General features: G+C 74.8%; 2 protein-coding genes. Both read right to left on the reverse strand.

The annotated features are described in order from the left end of the window. Nucleotides 1–52: 52 nt before the first annotated feature. On the reverse strand, nucleotides 53–14053 hold the full coding sequence (locus BX286_RS37795) for a type I polyketide synthase (protein ID WP_398898934.1): 14001 nt from the start codon (nucleotides 14051–14053) through the stop codon (nucleotides 53–55). Between the two features lie 97 nt (nucleotides 14054–14150). Further along, the gene (locus BX286_RS35785; RefSeq protein ID WP_398898927.1) at nucleotides 14151–24734 is read right to left on the reverse strand and encodes an SDR family NAD(P)-dependent oxidoreductase; all 10584 of its coding nucleotides are present in this window, start codon (nucleotides 24732–24734) and stop codon (nucleotides 14151–14153) included. Nucleotides 24735–24749 lie beyond the last annotated feature (15 nt).

Below are 24749 nucleotides of genomic sequence, written 5' to 3' on the forward strand. Positions count from 1 at the left end.
ACGGGTCGGGGCGAGTCACGCGGAGCAGTACGGGGAGCCGTCACAGCGTCTGCTACGACTTGCCGAACTCACGCTGGATGATGTCGAAGAGCTCGTCGGGGGTGGCCGTCTCCAGTTCCCCGGCGGGCTCTTCCACCTCCGTTGCGCTCCCTGCCCCGACCAAGGTGGCCAGCAGGTTCTCCATGCGTGACGCGATGCTCGCCCGCCCGACGTCGTCCAGTTTTACGGCTGTGAGGCTAGCTTCGAGCCGTTCGAACTCCGCTAGCGCAGCCCGGGCCGCCTCCGCGGGTCCGGGGACGAGCCGTTCGCGCAGGTGCTCGGCGAGCGCGGCGGGGGTGGGGTGGTCGAAGACGAGCGTGACGGCCAGGGGCAGTTCCGTGTGGGCGGTGACGAGGTTGCGCAGTTCGACCGCCATCAGGGAGTCGAAGCCGAGGTCGAGGAAGCCGCGGCCGGCGCGGACGGCGCCGGGGTCCTCGTGTCCGAGTACGGCGGCGGCGTGGCCGCGCACCAGGTCGGTGAGGGTCCGCAGCTGTTCGGCTTCGGGCAGGCCGGCGAGCCGGGCCCGCAGTGCGGCGGCGGGGCCGCCGTCCTGTGCGGCGGGCACCGGGTTCCCGTCGTGCGGGCCGGCCGGGGGTGCGGCCGGTTCGAGGGCCGCCCGGACCTCGGGCAGGTCGCCGAGGAGGGGGCTGGGGCGGCGCGCCGTAAACGGCGGGGCGAACCGCTGCCAGTCGACGTCGGCGACGATCAGTGCGGTCTCGTCGGCGTCGAGGGCGCGGGCGAGTTCCGCGAGGGCCGTCTGCGGTGCCATGGGCCGTAGCCCGCGCCGGCGCATCTGCTGTTCCAGGTCGCCGGCCGCCATGCCGCCGCCGGCCCACGGGCCCCAGGCGACGGAGGTGGCGTGCAGGCCGCGGGCCCGGCGCCGTTCGGCGAGGGCGTCGAGGCAGGAGTTGGCGGCGGAGTAGGCGGCCTGGCCGCCGCTCCCCCAGGCGCCGGCGATGGAGGAGAACAGGACGAAGGTGTCGGTGTCCTCCCCGCACAGGGCGTCGAGGTGGGCGGCGCCGAGGGCCTTGGCGGCGGTGACCCGCTGCCAGTGGCCGTGGTCGGCCTCGCCGACCGGTACGGGTTCGGTGACGCCGGCCGCGTGGACGACGGCCCGTACCGCGTCGCCGTCGGCGCGCAGCCCGGTCAGCAGCCGGTCCAGCTGTGCGCGGTCGGCGACGTCGCAGGCGGCGACGGTCACCCGGGTGCCGCTCGCGGTGAGCTCGGCGGCGAGTTCCCGGGCGCCGGGGGTGTCGGGGCCGCGCCGGCCGGTGAGCACGAGGTGTTCGGCACCACGGCCGGCCAGCCAGCGGGCGACATGGGCGCCGAGCGCGCCGGTGCCGCCGGTGACGAGGACGGTGCCGCGGGGCGTCCAGCGGTGCTCCGCCCGCGCGCCGGGGGCGGTGTGCGGGTCGGGGTGGCGTTCCAGGCGGCGGCCGTAGGCGCCGTCGCGGCGGACGGCGATCTGGTCCTCGGGGCCGCCGTCGAGGAGGGCGGCGCGCAGGACGGCGAGGTCCTGCTCGTCCGGGGCGGCGGGCAGGTCGACGAGGCCGCCCCAGCGGTCGGGGTGTTCGAGGGCGACGACCCGGCCGAGACCCCACACGGCGGCCTCTTCGGGGCGGGTGACGGGGTCGGCGGCGTCGACCTGGACAGCGCCGCGCGTCACGCACCACAGGGGCGCGTCGATGCCGGAGTCGCCCAGGGCGCGCACGAGGGCGGCGGTGCCGAGGCCGTGCGTGCCGTCGGAGGCCAGCAGGGACACCACGGCGGCCACCGGGCCGGTGCCGGCCGCGACGGCCAGTTCGGCGGCGAGGGGGGCGGTGGATCCGCCGGACGCGTCGACCGGTACGACCGCCACTCCGGAAGGCGTGCCGCCGGCGAGTGCGGCCACGACCCGTCCCGTGAAGGGGTCGTCTTCGTGGCCGTGGGGCACGGCGAGGAGGAACCCGCCGCGGGGGGCGGGGGTTTCGCGGGCGGGCAGCGGCTGCCAGGCGACGCGGTAGCGCGGTCCGGCCGGGGCCGCGGGGGCGCCGTCCGCGCCGTCGGTGACCGTGTCCGGCCAGTAGCGCCGGCGCTGGAAGGCGTACGTGGGCAGGGCGGTCCGGCGGGCGCCGGCCCCTTCGCCGGCTCCGGGCGCCGGCCAGAGCGCCTCCCGGTCCACGGGGACGCCGAGGGTCCAGGCACGCGCCAGCGCCTGGAGGAGGGTACGGGCCTCCGGGCGTCCGGCGCGCAGCAGCGGGAGGTAGGTGCCGGGGACGCAGTCGGCGGCCATCGCCGACAGCACGCCGTCGGGCCCCAGCTCCAGGAACCGGGTGACCCCCCGCTCGTGCAGGGCGGTCATGCCGTCGGCGAAGCGGACGGTGCCGCGTACGTGCCGCACCCAGTAGTCGGCCGTGGCCAGTTCGTCGGCGTCGGCCGCTCCGGTGAGGTTGGAGACGACGGGGATGGCGGGCGCCGCGTACGTGACGGACTCGGCGACCTTGCGGAAGTCGGCGAGGACCGGCTCCATGAGCGGGGAGTGGAAGGCGTGGCTGACGGTCAGCCGCTTGGTCTTCACGCCGCGCCCGGCGAGGGCGTCCGCGATCTCGGTGACGGCGCCGGCCGCACCCGAGACCACCACGGACCGCGGCCCGTTGACGGCGGCGATGCTGACGTCCTCGTACGCGGCGACCAGCTCGGCGACCTCCGTCTCCGGGGCGCGTACGGAGACCATGGCGCCGCCGGACGGCAGTGCCTGCATCAGGCGGCCGCGGGCGGCGACCAGGCGGGCCGCGTCCTCGAGGGTGAACACCCCGGCCGCGTGCGCGGCGGCGATCTCGCCGACGGAGTGCCCGAGGAGGTGGTCGGGGCGCACGCCCCAGCTCTCGACGAGCCGGTACAGGGCCACCTCGACGGCGAACAGGGCCGGCTGGGTGAACTCCGTACGGTCCAGGACCGCGGAGTCCTCGGCGAACATGACCTCCCGCAGCGGGCGGTCCAGGTACGGGTCGAGGTGCAGGCACACCTCGTCCAGGGCCCGCGCGAACGCGGGGAACGCGGCGTACAGTTCCCGTCCCGCGCCGGCGCGCTGGGCGCCCTGCCCGGTGAAGAGGAAGGCCGTCGGTTCCGCGCCGGCGGTGCCGCGCACCAGCTCGGCTGCCTGCTCTCCGCGGGAAAGGGCCAGCAGCGCGGTGCGCGTCCGGTCGGGGTCCTGGCCGGGGAGCAGTGCCGCCCGGTGGTCGAAGGCGGTACGGCCGGTGGCCAACGCGTGCGCCACGTCCGCGGACCGCAGTGCGGGGCGGGCCGCGAGGTGTTCGGCCAGGCGGGCGGCCTGCGCGCGCAGGGCCGCCTCGGAGGTGCCGGAGAGCACCCACGGCAGTTGCGGGCCCTCGGCGTCGCCGGTGGCCGCCCCGTCCTCGCGGGGGGCCTGCGGGGATTCGAGGATGACGTGGGCGTTGGTGCCGCTGATGCCGAAGGAGGAGACGGCGGCGCGGCGCGGCCGGCCGTCGCCGGCCCGCGGCCACTGCCGTTCCTCGGTCAGCAGCCCGACGGTCCCCTCCGACCAGTCCACGTGCGGCGTCGGCTCGTCGGCGTGCAGGGTCCTGGGCAGGACGCCGTGGCGCATCGCCATGACCATCTTGATGATCCCGCCGACGCCGGAAGCGGCCTGTGCGTGGCCGATGTTGGACTTGAGCGAGCCCAGCCACAGCGGCTCGTCGCCGCCGCGCTCCTGCCCGTAGGTGGCGAGGAGGGCCTGCGCCTCGATGGGGTCGCCGAGCGAGGTGCCGGTGCCGTGCGCCTCGACGGCGTCGACGTCGGCGGGCGTCAGGCCCGCGTTGGCGAGGGCGGCGCGGATGACGCGCTGCTGGGCCGTGCCGTTGGGGGCGGTGAGGCCGTTGGACGCGCCGTCCTGGTTGACGGCGGAGCCGCGGACCACCGCGAGCACCTCGTGCCCGTGGCGGCGGGCGTCGGAGAGGCGTTCCACGAGGAGCACGCCGACGCCCTCGGCCCAGCCGGTGCCGTCGGCATCGGCGGAGAAGGCCTTGCACCGGCCGTCGGCGGCGAGCCCGCCCTGCCGGTGGAACTCGGCGAACGCCGCCGGGGTCGGCATCACCGTCACGCCGCCGGCCAGCGCCATCGTGCACTCGCCGGTGCGCAGGGCCTGCGCCGCGAGGTGCAGGGCCACCAGGGAGGAGGAGCAGGCGGTGTCCAGGGTGACGGCGGGGCCCTGCAGGCCGAGGGCGTACGCGATCCGGCCGGAGAGCACGCTCGTCGCGTTGCCCGCCAGCACCTGCCCCGAGGTGGCGTTGGGCGTACCGCGCAGGGTGCCCGCGTAGCCGAGCGAGGCGGCTCCGGCGAACACGCCGACCGGCGTGCCGTGCAGGGTGGCGGGGTCGATGCCCGCCGCCTCGATGGCCTCCCAGGAGGCTTCGAGGAGGAGGCGCTGCTGGGGGTCCATGGCGAGGGCCTCGCGGGGCGAGATCCCGAAGAAGTCGGCGTCGAAGTCGGCCGCTCCGGAGAGGAAGCCGCCGGCGCGGGCGTAGTCGCCGTCCTGGCCGGGGTCCGCCGGCAGCTGCCAGCCGCGGTCGGCCGGGAAGCCGGTAATGGCGTCGCCGCCGTCGCGCACGAGCCGCCACAGGTCGTCGGGGCCGACCACTCCGCCGGGGTAACGGCAGCTCATGCCGACCACCACGATCGGGTCGTCCTCGCCCGCCGGAGTCCCACCGACCGGTGCGGCCGGCGCGGCCGCCGGGCTCGCGGAGGCGGCGTCGTCGTCCAGACCGAGGCCGGCCGCGAGGTGGCGGGCGAGTTCGGTCGCGTTGGGGTGGTCGAAGACAGCCGTGGTGGTGAGCCGCACGCCGGTCGCCCGGGTCAGCCGGTCCCGCAGCTCGACCGCGGCCAGGGATTCGAAGCCCAGCTCGCGGAAGGCCCGGGACGGCTCGACGGTCGCGTTCGACGCGTGCCCGAGCACGGCCGCCGCCTCGGTCCTCACCAGCTCCAGCAGGTGACGCCGCCGGTCCGGGCCGGACAGCCCGGCGAGACGTGCGCGCAGCGCGTCCGTCGGCTGCGCCGGCCCGTCGTCCGCCGCCTCGGCCAGGGCCCGTACGGCGGGCAGTTCGGAGAGGAGCGGGCTGGGCCGCATCGCGGTGAACGTCGGCGCGAAGTGCGCCCAGGCCACATCGGCCACGGCCACGCACGCCTCACCTGCGGCGAGGGCCCGCTCCAGGGCCGCCATGGCCCGGGACGGCTCCAGCACGAGTAGCCCGCGCTCGCGCAGGTGCTCCGCGATGACCCTGCCGGTGGCCATGCCGCTGCCGCCCCAGGGGCCCCAGGCGACGGAGGTCGCCACCTGACCGCGCGCCTGACGCCACTGCGCCAGAGCGTCCAGATACGTGTTCGCCGCCGCGTACGCACCCTGGCCACCGGAACCCCACGTCGCGGAGATCGAGGAGAACAGCACGAACGCGTCCAGCTCCCCGGCCCGGGAGGGCTCACTGAACAGGGCGTCCAGATGACGGGCACCCTCCACCTTCGCCGCCAGAACGCGGGCGTACTCCTCCGCCGAACCCGCCATCAACGCGTTCAGCTGCTCCACACCGGCCGCGTGCACGACACCCCGGACCGGGCCGTCCTGCTCCAGACCCTCCACGAGCGCACGGACCTGACCGGCATCAGCCACATCACAGGCCACAACGGTCACCCGCACCGCGTCCGAGGTGAGCTCGTCCGCGAGCTCCTTCGCACCGGGCGCATCAAGTCCCCGACGGCTGGTCAGCACCACATGCTCGGCGCCTTCGGCCACCAGCCAGCGCGCCACGTGCGCACCCAGCGCACCCGTACCACCCGTCACCACAACCGTCCCGCGCGGACGCCAACCCTCGGAATCGGACGAGGACGGCTCGGCCGGCCGCAGGCGACGGCCGTAGACACCCGCCGCACGCACCGCGACCTGGTCCTCCCCCGCTGTGCCGGCGAGCACACCCCGCAGACGGGCAGCCGCGCGCTCGTCCAGCACCTCGGGAAGGTCGACCAGACCACCCCAACGCCCCGGGTGCTCCAGGGCCACGACCCGGCCCAGACCCCACACCAGGGACTGCTCCACACCCTCCTCGCGAAGGACATCGGAGCGGCCGATCGACACGGCACCCCGGGTCAGGGACCACATGGGCGCCTCGCACTCGGCATCACCCAGAGCCTGGACCAGCTCCAGCGTCCCGACCAGACCGCGCAACGACACCACACCCGTGACACCGTCCACCAGCCCGGCCACACGCCCGGCAAGCTCCACCCGGCCCTCACCCGAAGGCACGACCACAACCCGCCCGGCCAACGCACCGGCCACCCACTCGGTCAGCGGACCGTCCTCGTCCGCGACCACCAGCCACGAACCGATCGAAGCACTCTGTCCGGTCTCGGCCAGCGGCTTCCACGTGACCCGGTAACGCCACCCGTCCACCGCCGACTGCTCACGCCGACGCCTGCGCCAGGAAGACAGCGCCGGCAGTACAGCTCCCAGAGTCCCGTCTTCGACGTCGAGCGTCTGGGCGAGGGCACCCAGGTCTTCGCGTTCCACCGCTTCCCAGAACGCCGCGTCCACCGCGTCGGCCTCGCCCCCGGCCGGCTGTACCGCCGTACTGGCCTGCGGCCAGTAGCGCTCGTGCTGGAAGGCGTACGTCGGGAGGTCCACGCGCCGTGCACCGGTCCCGGCGAAGAACGCCTCCCAGTCCACCGGCACACCATGGACGTAGGCCCGGGCCACTCCCGCAACGGCCGCCTCCGGCTCGTCGCGGCCCTTGCGCAGCACCGGCACGAACACGCCGTCCTCGACGCAGTCGGCTGCCATCGCCGACAGCACGCCGTCGGGGCCGAGCTCGACGAAGCGGGTCACCCCGTGGCTGTGCAGGGAGGAGATCCCGTCCGCGAAACGGACCGCCTCGCGGACGTGCCGCACCCAGTACTCCGGCGAGCAAAGCTCCGCCGCGGAGGCGAGCTCACCGGTCAGGTTCGAGACCACCGCTGTCGAGGGCGAAGCGAAGGCCACGGTGTCGAGGACCGTGCGGAACTCGTCCAGCATCGGGTCCATCAGCGGCGAGTGGAACGCGTGGCTCACCGTGAGCCGCTTGGTCTTCACCCCGCGCTCGGCCAGCACACCCGCGAGGGCGGTCACCGAGTCTTCGGCTCCCGAGACCACGACAGAACTCGGCCCGTTGACGGCCGCAATGCTCACGTCTGCGTACGCGGCGACCAGCTCGGCCACCTCCGCCTCGGAGGCGCGTACGGAGACCATGGCACCACCAGCCGGCAGCGCCTGCATCAGCCGACCACGCGCGACGACCAGCCGCGCCGCATCAGCCAGCGAGAACACCCCCGCCACATGCGCAGCGGCGATCTCACCAATGGAGTGACCCAGCAGATAGTCGGGCTTCAGACCCCAGCTCTCCACCAGCCGGAACAGCGCCACCTCGATCGCGAACAGCGCCGGCTGCGTGAACTCCGTACGGTCCAGCTCAGCGGAGTCCTCCGCAAACATCACCTCCCGCAGCGAACGGCCCAGCTCCGGGTCGATCTCCGCACACACCGCATCCAGCGCCTCCGCGAACACCGGGAACGCCGCATACAGCTCGCGCCCCATCCCCGCCCGCTGCGCACCCTGACCCGTGAACAGGAAACCCGTCAGACCCGGGACCACCGCACCACGCACCACACCCGCCGCCGAACCACCCCGCGACAGAGCCTCAAGCGCCGCACCACGATCACCCCCCCACACCACAGCCCGGTGCTCGAACACCGAACGCGTCACCGCCAACGAAAACCCGACATCAACCGCATCCACACCCGCCGACGACCCCGCCAACGGCACCAGCCGACCGGCCTGCGCACCCAACGCCTCCGCCGAACGACCCGACACCACCCACGGCACCACCGGCAGCACGACACCGGCAGGCGGCTCGGACACCGCCTCCGGGGCCTGCTCCAGGATCACGTGGGCGTTCGTGCCGCTGAAGCCGAACGACGAGACGCCCGCGCGGCGCGGACGGTTCTGGCCCGCCGGCCAGGCGTGGTCCTCGGTCAGCAGTTCGACGGCGCCGTCGGTCCAGTCGACGTGCGGAGTCGGCTCGGTGACGTGGAGCGTGCGGGGGAGCACGCCGCGGTCCATCGCCAGCACCATCTTGATGACGCCCGCGACGCCGGCCGCGGCCTGCGTGTGGCCGATGTTGGACTTCACGGAGCCCAGCAGCAGCGGCCGGCCCTCCGGGCGTTCCCGGCCGTAGGTGGCCAGGAGGGCCTGGGCCTCGATCGGATCGCCCAGCTTCGTGCCCGTGCCGTGCGCCTCGACCGCGTCGACCTCGGCGGCCGACAGGCCCGCGTTGGCCAGGGCCGCGCGGATGACGCGCTGCTGCGAGGGGCCGTTCGGGGCGGTCAGCCCGTTGGAGGCGCCGTCCTGGTTGACGGCCGAGCCGCGGACCACCGCGAGCACCCGGTGCCCGTTGCGCTCGGCGTCCGACAGCCGCTCCAGCACGAGCACGCCGGCGCCCTCGCCCCAGGCGGTGCCGTCCGCGTCCGCGGAGAACGCCTTGATGCGGCCGTCGGCGGCGAGTCCGCGCTGGCGGGAGAACTCCACGAAGGCGCCCGGGGTCGACATCACGGTGACGCCGCCGGCCAGGGCCAGGTCGCACTCGCCGCCCCGCAGCGCCTGTGCGGCGAGGTGGAGGGCGACCAGCGACGAGGAGCAGGCCGTGTCGACGGTGACGGCGGGGCCTTCGAGGCCGAGGGCGTAGGCGATGCGGCCGGAGAGCACGCTGGCGGTGTTGCCGGTCGCCACGTACCCCTGGACGGCTTCGGCCACGGGCCGCAGGAGGCCGACGTAGTCCTGGCCGTTGGTGCCGGCGAAGACGCCCGTGGCAGTGCCGCGCAGCGAGGCCGGGTCGATGCCCGCGCGTTCCAGGACCTCCCAGGATGTTTCCAGCAGCAGCCGCTGCTGGGGGTCCATGGCGAGGGCCTCGCGCGGGGAGATCCCGAAGAACGCGGCGTCGAACTCGCCGGCGCCGGCCAGGAAGCCGCCTCGGGAGGCGTACGAGGTGCCGGGGCGGCCCGGGTCGGCGGCGAGGAGCGCGTCGAGGTCCCAGCCCCGGTCGGCTGGGAAGTCCGTCAGGGCCTCGTCGCCGTCGGCGAGCAGCTGCCACAGCCGTTCGGGGGTGTCGGCGCCGCCGGGGAAGCGGCAGCTCATGCCGACGATCACGATCGGGTCGTCGTCGCCGGGGCGGGCGCCCGCGTCCGTGACCGTGGCGGGGAGGGCCTGGCCGGCCGCGCGGTCGCCGAGCACGCCGGTGAGGACGTGCTCGGCCAGGGCGGCGGGGGTGGGGAAGTCGAAGAGCAGGGTGACGGGCAGGCGCAGCCCGGTGGCCGCGCCCAGTGCGTTGCGCAGCTCGACGGCGCCGAGGGAGGTGAAGCCGAGGTCGCGGAAGGCCCGTTCGGGGTCGACGGCCGCGGCCGAGGAGTGGCCCAGTACGCCGGCGATCTCGGTGCGCACCAGTTCGCCCACCAGGCGGCGCTGTTCCGCGTCGGTGGCCGTCAGCAGGCGGGCGCGGAGTGCCGAGAGCCCGCCGGCCGGGCGGTCCTCCTCGGCGGCGCCGTACGGGTCCGGGTTCTCGCGCAGTTCGGGCAGGTCGGCCAGGAGGGGGTCCGGTCCGGCGGTGCGGGGGCGGCGGGTGGCGGCGAAGCGCCGCCAGTCGATGTCGGCGACGAGGGTGAGGGCCTCGTCGGAGCGCACGGCCCGTTCGAGGGCGGTGACGGCGAGTTCGGGGTCCATGGCGCGTACGCCGCGGCGGGCGAACCGCTGGGCCACGGCGCCTTCGCCGAGTCCCGCGCCGTCCCACAGGCCCCAGGCGACGGAGGTCGCGGGCAGGCCGAGGGAGCGCCGGTGCAGGGCGAGGGCGTCGAGGTAGGCGTTGCCGGGCGCGTAGTTGCCCTGTCCGAGGCCGCCGAGCACGCCGGCGAGCGAGGAGAACAGCACGAACGCGTCGAGGTCGAGGTCGCGGGTGAGTTCGTGGAGGTGCCGCGCGGTGGCGGTCTTGGCGCGCAGGACGCCGTCGATGCGGCCGGTGTCCAGGTCGTCGACCATGGCGTCGTCGAGGGCGGCGGCGGTGTGGACGACGGCGGTCAGCGGGAGTTCGCGCGGTACGGCGGCCAGGACGGCGGCCAGGGCCGCGCGGTCGGCGGTGTCGCAGGCGGCGAGGGTGACGCGGGCGCCGTCCGCTTCGAGTGCGGCGCGCAGTTCGGCCGCGCCGGGTGCGTCGGGGCCGCGGCGGCTGAGCAGCAGGAGGTGTGCGGCGCCGCGGCGGGCCAGCCGGCGGGCGACGTGGGCGCCGAGCGCGCCGGTGCCGCCGGTGACGAGCACGGTGCCGCGCGGCTCCCAGGCGTCGCGGGTCCCGGGCCGGGCCGGGGCCGCCGAGGGGGCCGGTGTGTGGAGGAGGCGGCGCCGGTAGGTGCCCGAGGGGCGTACGGCGACGGCCCGGTCGCCCGCGCCGGGTCCGGCGTCCGCGGCGGCCCGCAGGGCCGCGCGGAGCCGTTCGCGGCCCCGCTGCTCCAGCGTGCCGGAGGGCAGGTCGACGACACCGCCCCAGCGTTCGGGGTGCTCGGCGCCGAGGACGCCGGCGAGGCCCCACAGGAGGGCCTGGTCGGGGCGGTCGAGCCGGTCGGAGCGGTCCACCGAGACGGCGCCCCGGGTCACGGTCCACAGCGGCGCGGACGCGCCGGCGTCGCCGAGGGCCTGTACGAGCGCCACGGTCGCGGCGAATCCGGCCGGGGTCACCAGGCCGTCGGCCGGTTCCTCGACCAGGCCGAGGAGCGAGAGGACACCGGCGAGCGGGGCGGTGTCGGGCACCGCGGCGAGCGCGTCGTCCAGCCGGTGCGCGAGTGCGTCGCGGCCGGCCGTCGCGGGCACGTCCAGCCGCAGCACACGACCCGGCCCGTCCAGCGCGGCCAGGCAGTCGGCGACCGCGTCCTGGTGGTCGTGCCCGTCTTCGGGTACGACCACGAGCCAAGTGCCGTCGTCCGGGCCGGCGGTGGCCGTCTCCGGAACGGGCTGCCAGGCGATGCGGTGGCGCCAGCCGTCGAGGGTCCTGTCCTCGAGGCTGCGCCGGTGCCACTGCGACAGTGCGGGCAGTACGGCGCCGAGCGGTGTGCCCGCCGGGTCGGCGGCGTCGAGGGCGAGCATGTCCGCGACGGCTTCCAGGTCCTGGCCCTGGACTGCAGTCCAGAAGCCCTCCTCCACCGGGTCGCCGGCCGGCCGGCCCGCACCGCCGGCCGGGTCCGAGGGCTTGGCGCGCAGCCAGTAGTGGCGGTGCTGGAAGGCGTACGTCGGCAGGTCGACGCGGCGGGCGCCGGTCCCGGCGAAGTAGGCGGCCCAGTCGAGGGGGGCGCCGTGCGCGTAGGCCCGGGCGAGCGCGGTGACCAGGGCGCGCGTCTCGTCCCGGCCCTTGACCAGCACGGGCACGTACACGGCGTCGGGGGCGGTGTCGGCGGCCATGGCCGACAGCACGCCGTCCGGACCCAGCTCCACGAACCGGGTGACGCCCTGGCCCTGGAGGGCGGCGACGCCGTCGGCGAAGCGCACGGCCTCGCGGACGTGCCGGACCCAGTACTCCGGCGAACACAGCTCCTCGGCGGAGGCCGGCGCGCCGGTGAGGTCCGAGACCAGGTCGATGGCGGGAGCGGCGAACTCCACGGTCTCAAGTACGGCGCGGAAGTCCGCGAGCATCGGATCCATCAGCGGGGAGTGGAAGGCGTGGGAGACGGTCAGCCGTTTGGTCTTCACCCCGCGCCCGTCGAGCGCGTCCGCGATGGTGGTCACGGAATCGGCCCCTCCGGAGATCACGACAGAGGCCGGCCCGTTGACGGCGGCGATGCTGACGTCCTCGTACGCGGCGACCAGCTCGGCCGCCTCCGCCTCGGAAGCCCGCACGGACACCATCGCGCCACCAGCTGGCAGCGCCTGCATCAGCCGGCCGCGGGCGACGACGAGCCGCGCCGCGTCGGAGAGGGAGAACACCCCGGCCACATGGGCGGCGGCGATCTGGCCCACCGAATGCCCCAGGAGGCAGTCGGGCTTCAGGCCCCAGCTCTCCACCAGCCGGTACAGGGCCACTTCGAGGGCGAACAGCGCGGGCTGAGTGAACTCCGTACGGTCCAGCTCAGCCGATTCGTCGGCGAACATCACCTCGCGCAGCGAACGCCCCAGCACCGGGTCGATCTCCGCGCACACGGCGTCCAGCGCCGCGGCGAACACCGGGAAGGCGGCGTACAGCTCGCGCCCCGTCCCGGCGCGCTGCGCGCCCTGCCCCGTGAACAGGAAGGCCGTGCGCCCCGCTGCGGTCTGCCCGACGGAGCCGCCGCCCTGTGCCAGTGCCCCGACGGCCTCCAGCAGCTCGGTCCGGTCGCCGCCGACGAGGACGGCGCGATGCTCGAAGGCGTGCCGGGTGGTGGCCAGCGAGAACGCGACGTCGGCCGGCCGGAGCTCCGGGTGCTCGGTGAGGTGCGCCGAGAGCCGCCCGGCCTGGGCCCGTACCGCGCTCTCGGAGCGGCCCGAGACCACCCACGGAACGATGCCGGCGCCGGTGTGCACGGTGTCGGCGGGGGTCTCCTGCGGGGCCTGCTCCAGGACTACGTGCGCGTTGGTGCCGCTGATGCCGAACGAGGAGACGCCGGCCCGGCGCGGCCGGTCCTCGGCCGCCGGCCAGTCCCGCTGCTCGGTCAGCAGCTCGACGAGCCCGGCCGACCAGTCGACGTGGCCGGACGGCTCGTCGACGTGCAGGGTCCGGGGCAGCACGCCGTGCCGCATCGCCTCGATCATCTTGATGACGCCGCCGACGCCGGCGGCGGCCTGCGTGTGGCCGATGTTCGACTTGAGGGAGCCGAGGTAGAGCGGCCGGCCGGCGGGGCGGCCCTGCCCATAGGTGGCGAGGAGGGCCTGGGCCTCGATGGGGTCGCCGAGCGAGGTGCCGGTGCCGTGCGCCTCGACGGCGTCGACGTCGGCCGGGGCCAGTCCGGCGTTGGCCAGGGCGGCCCGGATCACGCGCTGCTGGGAGGGTCCGCTGGGGGCGGTGAGGCCGTTGGAGGCGCCGTCCTGGTTGACGGCGGTGCCGCGGATGACCGCCAGGACGGGATGGCCCAGCCTGCGGGCGTCGGAGAGCTTCTCCACGAGCAGCACGCCGACGCCCTCGGACCAGCCGGTGCCGTCGGCGGAGTCGGCGAAGGACTTGCAGCGGCCGTCGCCGGCCAGGCCGCCCTGCCGGGCGAAGTCCTCGAAGGTCGCGGGGGTCGGCATCACGGTGACGCCGCCGGCCAGCGCCATGGTGCACTCGCCGGCCCGCAGCGCCTGCACGGCGAGGTGCAGGGCCACCAGCGACGAGGAGCACGCCGTGTCGACGCTGACGGCGGGACCCTCGAACCCGAAGGTGTAGGAAACGCGCCCGGACAGCACACTGCTGGCGGTGCCGATGCCGAGGTAGCCCTCGACCTCGGCGGGCACCTCGTCCAGCCGGGCGCCGTAGTTGTGGTACATCAGGCCGGCGAAGACGCCGACCTTCCGGCCGCGCAGGGAGAACGGGGCGATGCCGGCCCGTTCGACCGCCTCCCACGAGGCCTCCAGCAGCAGCCGCTGCTGCGGGTCCATGCCCATCGCCTCGCGCGGGGAGACCTTGAAGACCTCGGCGTCGAAGGCGCCGGCGTCGTGGAGGAAGCCGCCCTCCCGGGCGTACACGGCCTCTTCGCCGTCCGGCCCGGGGCCGACCAGCTCCTCGCAGTCCCAGCCGCGGTCCGCCGGGAAGGCGGTGATCCCGTCCGTACCCGACTCCACCAGCCGCCACAGGTCCTCGGGGGACCGGACGCCGCCCGGGTAGCGGCAGCCGATGCCGACGACGGCTATGGGCTCCCGTCCCTTGCCCTCCGCCAACCGCAGACGTTCGGTCGTCTCGTGGAGGTCAGCGGTGACCCTTTTCAGATATTCACGAAGCTTGTCTTCGTTAGCCATCAGAGCACACCTTCGGGTACGTCAGGAGATCGGGAGGGAGCGGGGAGGGTCGGAAGGGATCGGAAGGCCGGCAGGGGTCCGCGGGGCGGCCGCCGTGCGGTCAGGAGGCGCCGAACCGCTGGTCGATGAAGGCGAAGAGCTCGTCGTCGGACGCCGAGTCCAGCTCCTGCGACACGGACTCCTCGGGCTCCTCGGGCTCCTCGCCCGCGTCGGCCGCGGCCGGACCGGCCTCGTGGGCCGCGTACGCGTCGGCCCACTTCGCCACCAGCCCCTTGAGGCGGGTCGCGAACACCGCCTGTGCCGCGTCGTCGGGGACGAGCGCCGCCACGGTCTCCGGCGCCATGGCCGAGAAAGCGGCTTCGAGCCGGTCCAGCTCCCCGAGGATGGCGGCGGCGCCGTCGGCCTCGGGGGCGAGGCCCGCATACAGGTGGTCGACGAGGTCGGCGACGGTCGGGTGGTCGAAGACCAGGGTCGCGGAGAGGCGCAGCCCCGTCTCGGCGCCCAGCCTGTTGCGGAGTTCGACGGCGGTCAGCGAGTCGAAGCCGAGTTCGGTGAAGGCCTGCCGGTCCTCGAAGGCACCGGCCGAGGCGTGGCCGAGCACGCTCGCGACGGCGGTCCGTGCGAGCTCGGTCACCGCCGCGCGCCGTGCGTCATGCGTCGTGAGCTCGGCGAGGCGGCGGCGCAGCCCGTCCGCGCCGGCGGGTGCGGCCGGTGCGGCGGACGCCGTCCTGAGGGCGCGGCCGCCGCGGACCAGTCGCCGGTGGACGGCCGGAAGGGTGCCGCGGTCGGCGCGGCCGCGCAGGGCCGCGAGGTCGAGGCGCACCGGCACGAGGGCCGGCTCTCCGCTGCCCGCGCCGGTGTCGAGGAGTTCCAGTCCCTCGTCCACCGTGAGCGGCACGATCCCGGCGCGCTGGATGCGCTCGACGTCGGCCGGGGTGAGACCGGCGCCCATGCCCGCCGTCTCCTCCCACAGACCCCAGGCCAGGGAGGTGGCGGGGAGTCCGAGGCCGTGGCGGTGAGCGGCGAGGGCGTCCAGGAACGCGTTGGCGGCCGCATAGTTGGCCTGGCCCGCGCTGCCGAGCACACCGGCGACGGACGAGAACAGCACGAACGCGTCCGGCTTCACGCCGAGTTCCTGGGTGAGGTCGTGCAGGTGCCAGGCCGCGTCGACCTTGGCCCGCAGGACCTTCGAGAGCCGTTCGGGGGTCAGCGAGGCGATGGTCCCGTCGTCGACGACACCGGCGGCGTGCACGACCGCGTTCACGGGATGGGCGGCCAGCAGGGAAGCCAGAGCCTCCCGGTCGGAAACGTCACAGGCCGCGACGGTCACCGACGCGCCCAGCTCCTCCAGCTCGCCGCGCAGCCCGTCAGCACCCGGAGCGTCCAGGCCCCGCCGGCTGACCAGCACCAGATCCCGCACCCCGTGCCCGGTCACCAGATGCCGGGCCACCACAGCACCCAGACCACCCGTACCACCGGTCACCAACACCGGACCCGCACCGAAACCACCGGCGTTCGGTGCACTCTGAGCCGCCCGCACCAGACGCGGCACGAGCACCCGCCCCTCACGCAACGCCGCCTGGCCCTCGCCCGAGGCGACGACCGAGGCCACCAGCTCCGGCGTCAGCGCGTCACGGTCGTCCACATCCACCAGGACGAACCGGCCCGCACCCTCCGACTGGGCGGAGCGCACCAGGCCCCACACGACGGACGCCGCCACATCGGCGACCTCCGCCCCACCGGCGGCCACGGCACCCCGCGTCACCAGCACCAGGGCCCGGTCCTCTTCCGCCCAGCCCCGCACCAGCTCCAGGGCCCGCGACGCCAACCCATGAGCCGCACCCGGAACACCGGCCTCCTCCACAACGGAGACAAGGTCGACGACGGTGGCGTCCTCGCCACCGCCTTCGGCGGCGGGGAGGGTTGCCGGGGTCCACTCCAGCCGGAAGAGGCAGTCACGGCCCGCACCGCCGGACAGGGCGGCCCGGCCGTCCACGGGGCGCAGCGCCAGCGAGTCCACCGACAGCACCGCACCACCGGCGGCGTCCATGACGGCAAGCGACACCCCACCCGTGTCCGAGCGGCTCAGGCGGACCCTCAGGGCAGCGGCGCCGGCGGCGTGCAGGGAGACGCCCGACCAGGCGAACGGCAGGTGACCGCCCGTCCCCTCCGGAAGCAGACCGCCCACGCGCAGCGCGTGCAGGGCCGCGTCGAGAAGCGCCGGGTGCAGGCCGAAGCCGCCCGCCTCCGCGGCCGCGTCCTCGGGCAGGGCGACCTCGGCGAAGACCTCGTCGCCCGAACGCCAGACCGACCGCAGCCCCTGGAACAGCGGCCCGTACGCGAACCCGCCGTCCGCGAAGTCCGCGTAGAGCCCGTCGATGTCGAGTCGCTCGGCGTCCTGCGGCGGCCACGTGGCCGGACCGGCGGGGGGCACCGCGACGCCGGGCACGAGGGTGCCCGTCGCGTGCGTGCTCCACGCCCCGTCGTCCGAGGCGTCGGCCCGCGCGTGGAGGGTCAGCAGTCGGCGGCCCTCCGCGTCGGCGGGACCCACCACCAGCTGCACCGAGACGCCGTTGCGCTCGGGCAGGACCAGGGGCTCGCTCAGCGTCAGCTCCTCGAGACCACCGCAGCCGACCTGGGCGCCGGCGTGCAGGGCCAGCTCCACGAACGCCGTGCCCGGCAGGATGACGGTGCCGTGTACCGCGTGCCCGGCCAGCCACGGGTGCGTGTCCAGGCCCAGTCGCGCCGTGAACACGTCCCCCTGGCCGCCGGCGAGTTCCACGGCGGCGCCGAGCAGCGGGTGCGCGGCCGGGCGCAGGCCCAGGTCGGCGGCGTCGGCGGCGCCGGTGGACGACTTCAGCCAGTAGTGCTGGTGCTGGAAGGCGTACGTCGGAACGTCGACGCGGCGCGCGCCGGTCGGGGCGAAGAAGGCCTCCCAGTCCACGGCCACGCCGTGGGCGTACGCCCGCCCCAGGGCGGCGACCGCGGATTCCGCCTCGGTCCGGTCCTTGCGCAGCACGGGCACGAAGACGCCGTCTTCGATGCAGTCGGCGCCCATCGCGGAGAGCACGCCGTCCGGCCCGAGCTCGACGAACCGGGTCACGCCCTGGCCCTGGAGGGCGGCGACGCCGTCGGCGAAACGGACCGCCTCGCGAACATGGCGCACCCAGTACTCGGGCGAGCAGAGCTCTTCCCCGGAAGCCACCTCACCCGTGAGGTTGGAGACCACGGGGATCCGCGGTGCGGCGAACGCGACCGATTCCAGGACCGTGCGGAACTCGTCCAGCATCGGGTCCATCAGCGGCGAGTGGAACGCGTGGCTGACCGTGAGCCGCTTGGTCTTGACACCCCGCCCGGCCAGCACACCCGCGAGGGCGGTCACCGAGTCTTCGGCACCGGAGATCACGACAGAACCCGGCCCGTTGACGGCGGCGATACTCACGTCTGCGTGCGAGGCGACCAGCTCGGCCACCTCCGCCTCGGAGGCCCGCACGGAGACCATGGCACCACCAGCCGGCAGCGCCTGCATCAGCCGACCACGCGCGACGACCAGCCGCGCCGCGTCGGAGAGGGAGAACACCCCGGCCACATGCGCGGCGGCGATCTCACCAATGGAGTGACCCAGCAGATAGTCGGACTTCAGACCCCAGCTCTCCACCAGCCGGAACAGCGCCACCTCGATCGCGAACAGCGCCGGCTGCGTGAACTCCGTACGGTCCAGCTCAGCAGACTCGGCTGCAAACATCACCTCCCGCAGCGAACGCCCCAACACCGGGTCGATCTCCGCACACACGGCATCCAGCGCCTCGGCGAACACCGGGAAGGCCGCATACAGCTCGCGCCCCATCCCGGCGCGCTGCGCACCCTGACCCGTGAACAGGAAGGCCACGGAGCCCGTGTCGGCGCGGCCGACGAGCGTCTGGTCCGCGGTCTCGCCCTGTGCGAGTGCGCGCAGCCCGGCGAGGGCGTCGGCGCGGTCGGTGGCGAGCACCACCGCGCGGTGCTCCAGCGAGGAGCCGATGGCGGCGGTGGAGCGGGCGAGGTCGAGCGGGTGGGCGTCCGGACGGGCGTCCAGGTGTGCGAGGAGGGCGTCCGCCTGGAGCGGCAGGGCCGCCGCCGTCTTGCCGGACAGCACCAGCGGGACGCGGGGCAGCCGTACGGTGTCCCCGGCCGGCCGGGGCTCCTCCTGCCGGCCCGGTCCCTGCTCCGCGCTGGCCTCTTCGAGGATGACGTGGGCGTTGGTGCCGCTGATGCCGAACGAGGAGACGCCGGCCCGGCGCGGACGGTCGGCCTGGGCCCAGTCCCGCTGCTCGGTCAGCAGTTCCACGGCGCCGGCGTCCCAGTCGATCTGCGGGGAGGGCTCGTCGACGTGCAGGGTCCGGGGCAGGACGCCGTGGCGCATCGCCTGAACCATCTTGATCACGCCGCCGACGCCGGCGGCGGCCTGGGTGTGGCCGAGGTTGGACTTGAGGGAGCCGAGCCACAGCGGCTCGTCGCCGGAACGTTCCTGCCCGTACGTGGCCAGCAGTGCCTGCGCCTCGATCGGGTCGCCGAGCTTCGTGCCGGTGCCGTGCGCCTCGACGGCGTCGACGTCCGCGGCCGACAGGCCGGCGTTGGCGAGGGCCTGGCGGATGACGCGCTGCTGCGACGGCCCGTTGGGGGCGGTCAGCCCGTTGGAGGCGCCGTCCTGGTTGATCGCGGAGCCGCGGACCAGCGCGAGGACCTGGTGGCCGTTGCGGCGGGCGTCCGACAGGCGCTCCAGGACGAGGACGCCGACGCCCTCGGACCAGCCCGTACCGTCCGCGGCAGCGGCGAAGGACTTGCAGCGGCCGTCGGCGGCGAGGCCGCGCTGCTTGCTGAACTCCACGAACGTGGCGGGGGACCCCATGACGGTGACGCCCCCCGCGAGGGCCATCGTGCACTCGCCGCTGCGCAGCGCCTGCGCCGCCCAGTGCAGGGCGACCAGCGACGACGAGCAGGCGGTGTCGACGGTGACGGCCGGGCCCTCCAGACCCAGGCTGTAGGCGACGCGGCCGGACAGCACGCTGCCCGAATTGCCCGTGCCGAGGTACCCCTCGACACCGTCGGGGACGCTCTGGAGGCGGCCCGCGTAGTCGTGGTACATCAGGCCGGCGAAGACGCCGGTGGCGCTGCCGCGCAGTGAGGTCGGGTCGATGCCGGCGCGCTGCACGGCCTCCCAGGAGGTTTCCAGCAGCAGCCGCTGCTGGGGGTCCATGGCGAGGGCCTCACGGGGCGAGATCCCGAAGAATCCGGCGTCGAACAGGCCCGCTTCGTGCAGGAACCCGCCCTCCTGGACGTAGGAGGTGCCCCGCCGGTCGGGGTCGGAGTCGAAGAGCCCGTCGAGCCTCCAGCCGCGGTCCTGGGGGAAGGGCGAGATCCCGTCGTCCCCGGCGAGGAGCATGCTCCACAGGTCCTCGGGGGAGCGGACGCCGCCCGGGTAGCGGCAGCCCATGCCGACGATCGCGATCGGTTCGTCGTCCGCGGACGGCGTGCGGAGGGTGGCGGCCGCCGGGGCCGGGTCGGTGTCGTCGTCGACGAGTTCGGCACAGATGAACTCGGCGAGGGCCTGCGGGGTGGGGTAGTCGAAGACCAGGGTGGCCGGCAGTCGCAGCCCGGTGGCCGCGCCGAGCCGGTTGCGCAGGTCGATCGCGGTCAGGGAGTCGAATCCCAGTTCGTTGAAGGCCCGTCCGCCGGACATCTTCTCGGGCGCGTGCCCGAGGACGCCCGCCGCGGCCGATCGTACGAGGTCGAGGACGACGCGCAGCCGCTCCGCGGAGGCGAGCCCGCCGAGGGTCTGGGCGAGCCCGGTCTCGGAGGCTCGGGAGCGCGCCCGGCGCGAACGGGGCCCGGCCGTGTCCGCGAGGCGTTCGAGGACCACCGGCAGGGTGCCGCGGTCCGCGCGGCCGCGCAGGGCCGCGAGGTCGAGGCGCATCGGGACGAAGGCCGGTTCTCCGCTGCCCACGCCGGTGTCGAGGAGCCGGAGCCCCTCCCCCACCGCCAGCGGAAGGATTCCCGCACGGTGGATGCGGTCCACCTCGGCGCTGCCGAGCGCGGCGCCCATGCCGGCGGTCTCCTCCCACAGACCCCAGGCGAGGGAGGTCGCGGCGAGGCCCAGCCCATGGCGATGGGCTGCAAGGGCGTCGAGGAAGCAGTTGGCGGCCGCGTAGTTGCCCTGGCCCGCGCTGCCGAGCACACCGGCGGCGGACGAGAACAGCACGAACGCGTCCAGGTCGTCGGTCAGTTCGTGGAGGTGCCAGGCCGCGTCGACCTTGGCCCGCAGGACCTTCGAGAGCCGTTCGGGGGTCAGGGAGGCGATGGTCCCGTCGTCGACGACACCGGCGGCGTGGACGACCGCCTTCACGGGATGGGCGGCCAGCAGGGAAGCCAGAGCCTCCCGATCGGAGACGTCACAGGCCGCGACGGTCACCGCCGCGCCCAGCTCCTCCAGCTCGCCGCGCAGCTCCCCGGCACCCGGGGCGTCCAGGCCCCGCCGGCTGACCAGCACCAGATCCCGCACCCCGTGCCCGGTCACCAGATGCCGGGCCACCACAGCACCCAGACCACCCGTACCACCGGTCACCAACACCGGACCCGCACCGAAACCACCGGCATCCGCAGTCCCCTGGGCCGCCCGCACCAGACGCGGCACGGACACCCGGCCGCTCCGGACGGCCACCTGCGGCTCACCCGAAGCCACCACCGAAGCGATGAGCTCCGGCGTCAGCGCGTCCCGGTCGTCCACATCCACGAGAACGAACCGGCCCGCACCCTCCGACTGGGCGGAGCGCACCAGACCCCACACGACGGACGCCGCCACATCGGCGACCTCCGCCCCACCGGCGGCCACGGCACCCCGCGTCACCAGCACCAGGGCCCGGTCCTCCTCCGCCCAGCCCCGCACCAGCTCCAGGGCCCGCGACGCCAACCCATGGGCCGCACCCGGAACACCGGCCGCCTCGTCGGCGGAGACAAGGTCGACAACGACGGCGTCACCGGCCCCCTCGACGGTGGGAACGTCCACCGCCGACCACACCAGCCGGTACAGGGAGTCCGTACCGCCGGGCGCGGCCATCCGGCCGTCGACCGGCCGCAGCGCGAGCGAGTCCACCGACAGCACCGGGGCACCGGTGGCGTCGGCCACCTCCACCTTCACCGCGGCCTGGCCGGCCGGGCTGAGGCGCACGCGCAGCCGCGAGGCGCCCGCGGCGTGCAGGGACACGCCCGACCAGGCGAACGGCAGCTGACCCCGAACGGAGCCTTCGCGCAGGCCGCCGAAGCGCAGCGCGTGCAGGGCGGCGTCGAGGAGCGCCGGGTGCAGTCCGAAGCGGCCCGCCTCCTCGGCCGCGTCCTCGGGGAGCGCGACCTCGGCGAAGACCTCGTCACCGGCGCGCCACGCGGCTTGAAGGCCCTGGAAGGCCGGGCCGTGCTCGACGACCCCGGACTCCTCGTAGAAGAGTTCGACGTCGACGGGGACGGCGTCCGCGGGCGGCCACGAGGTCGGCGAGAACACCGGCACGTCGGTCTCGGCGGCGACTGCTCCGGAGGCGTGCCGCGTCCACGGACCGTCGTACTCGCCCGCGTCCGGGCGGGAGAAGAAGTCCACCGGCCGCAGACCACCTTCGTCCGCGGCACCCACCACGATCTGCACCTGGACGCCGCCGGTCTCCGGCAGCACCAGCGGCGCCTCGATCGTCAGCTCCACCAGCCGGCCGCAGCCCACCTGGTCACCGGCCCGCACCGCCAACTCCACGAACGCCGTTCCCGGCAGGACCGCCGATCCGAGCACGCGGTGCTGGGCGAGCCACGGGTGCGTGTTCAGGGACAGGCGGCCCGTGAGGACGGTGTCGTCGGCATTGGCGAGGGTCACGGCCGCGCCGAGCAGCGGGTGGTCCGCCGGGTCGAGTCCGAGCCCGCCTGCGTCCGCCGCGGCTTCCGGCACGTGCTTCGGCCAGTAGCGCTGGTACTGGAAGGCGTACGTCGGGAGGTCCACGCGCCGTGCGCCGGTTCCGGCGAAGTACGCGGCCCAGTCCACCGCCACGCCGTGCGCGTACGCCTGGGCCACACCCGCAACGGCCGCCTCCGGCTCGTCGCGGTCCTTGCGCAGCACCGGCACGAACACGCCGTCCTCGACGCACTCGGCGCCCATCGCGGCCAGCACGCCGTCCGGGCCCAGCTCGACGAACCGGGTCACGCCCTCGCCCCGCAGGGCCACCACACCGTCGGCGAAGCGGACCGCCTCACGGACGTGGCGCACCCAGTACTCCGGCGAGCAGAGCTCCCCTGCCGAAGCCACCTCACCCGTGAGGTTGGAGACCACGGGGAGGGTCGGCGCGGCGAAGTCGACGGACCCCAGGACGGCACGGAACTCGTCCAGCATCGGGTCCATCAGCGGCGAGTGGAACGCGTGGCTGACCGTCAGCCGCTTGGTCTTCACGCCGCGCTCGCCGAGCACATCCGCAACAGCGGTCACGGAATCGGCCGCACCCGAGATCACCACGGACTCCGGCCCGTTGACGGCGGCGATGCTGACGTCCTCGTACGCGGCGACCAGCTCGGCCACCTCCGCCTCGGAGGCGCGTACGGAGACCATGGCACCACCGGCCGGCAGCGCCTGCATCAGACGACCACGCGCAACAACCAGACGCGCCGCATCAGCCAGCGAGAACACCCCGGCGACATGCGCGGCGGCGATCTCACCAATGGAGTGCCCGAGGAGATAGTCGGACTTCAAGCCCCAGCTCTCCACGAGCCGGAACAGCGCCACCTCGATGGCGAACAGCGCCGGCTGCGTGAACTCGGTACGGTCCAGCTCAGCCGACTCGGCTGCAAACATCACCTCCCGCAGCGACCGCCCCAACACCGGGTCGATCTCCGCACACACCGCATCCAGCGCCTCCGCGAACACCGGGAAGGCCGCATACAGCCCGCGTCCCATCCCGGCGCGCTGCGCACCCTGACCCGTGAACAGGAAACCCGTCAGACCCGGGACCACCGCACCACGCACCACACCCGCCGCCGAACCACCCCGCGACAGAGCCTCAAGCGCCGCACCACGATCACCTCCCCACACCACCGCCCGGTGCTCGAACACCGAACGCGTCACCGCCAACGAAAACCCGACATCAACCGCATCCACACCCGCCGACGACCCCGCCAACGGCACCAGCCGACCGGCCTGCGCACCCAACGCCTCCGCCGAACGACCCGACACCACCCACGGCACCACCGGCAGAGACACGGAGGCGCCCGCAGCCGGCTCGACCGGCTCCGCCTCCGGGGCCTCTTCGAGGACCACGTGGGCGTTCGTGCCGCTGATGCCGAACGACGAGACGCCGGCCCGGCGCGGATGCCCGGTCTCGGGCCAGTCGCGGGCCTGCGTCAGCAGTTCGACCGCACCCGCCGACCAGTCGACGTGGGGGGACGGCGCGTCGGCGTGCAGGGTGCGGGGCAGCGCTCCGTGCCGCATGGCCTCGACCATCTTGATGACGCCGGCGACGCCCGCCGCGCACTGGGTGTGGCCGATGTTGGACTTCAGGGACCCCAGGTAGAGAGGTTCGCCGTCCCCGCGGCCCTGCCCGTACGTGGCGAGGAGGGCCTGCGCCTCGATCGGGTCGCCCAGCTTCGTGCCGGTGCCGTGGGCCTCGACGGCGTCGACGTCGGCGGGGAGGAGCCTGGCGTTGTCGAGGGCCTGGCGGATGACGCTCTGCTGGGACGGGCCGTTCGGGGCGGTCAGGCCGCTGCTGGCGCCGTCCTGGTTGACGGCCGAGCCGCGGACGACGGCGAGGACGGGGTGGCCGTTGCGGCGGGCGTCGGAGAGGCGTTCGACGAGCAGGAGGCCGACTCCGTCGGAGAAGCCGGCGCCGTCGGCGTCGGCGGCGAAGGCCTTGCAGCGGCCGTCGCGGGCGAGGCCCTGCTGGCGGCTGAACTCGGTGAACAGCCGCGGGGTCGACATGACGGTGACACCGCCGGCGACGGCCAGCGAGCAGTCGCCCTGCCGGATGGCCTGGACGGCGAGGTGCAGGGCGACGAGGGAGGAGGAGCAGGCCGTTCCGACGGTGACGGCGGGGCCGACGAGGCCGAGCGTGTAGGAGACGCGGCCGGAGATCAGGCTGGCGGCGTTGCCGGTGAGGACGTGGCCCTCGATGCCGCCGCCGGCGTTGCGCAGCCGGCTGTCGTAGTTCTCGGCGCCCGCGCCGATGAACACGCCGGTGCGGGTGCCGCGCAGGTCGGACACGTCGATCCCGGCGCGTTCGAAGACCTCCCAGGAGGTTTCCAGCAGCAGCCGCTGCTGGGGGTCCATGGCGAGGGCCTCACGGGGCGAGATCCCGAAGAACTCGGGGTCGAAGTCGGCTATGCCGTCGACGAAGCCGCCCTCGCGCGCGTAGCTGGTGCCGCTGCGGGTCTGCTCGGGGTCGTAGAGCTCCGCCAGGTCCCAGCCGCGGTCGTCGGGGAAGGGCGCGATGGCGTCGGTGCCGGCGTCGAGGAGCTCCCACAGGTCCTCGGGGGTGCGTACGCCGCCGGGGAAGCGGCAGCTCATCCCGACGATGGCAATGGGTTCCCGCTCGGCGTCCTCGATGTCGCGCAGCCGCTGGCGGGTACGCCGCAGGTCGGTGGTGACGCGCTTGAGGTAGTCGCGGAGTTTCGCTTCGTTGTCCATCTTCATCCAACCCATCGCTTC

This window comes from Streptomyces sp. 3211.6 (genome assembly GCF_003634815.1).
In the GTDB taxonomy this organism is placed as follows: domain Bacteria; phylum Actinomycetota; class Actinomycetes; order Streptomycetales; family Streptomycetaceae; genus Streptomyces; species Streptomyces katrae_A.

Coding starts and splice junctions, on each gene's coding strand:
- BX286_RS35785 (WP_398898927.1), bottom strand. CDS start 24,734: ATGAAGATGGACAACGAAGCGAAACTCCGCGACTACCTCAAGCGCGTC.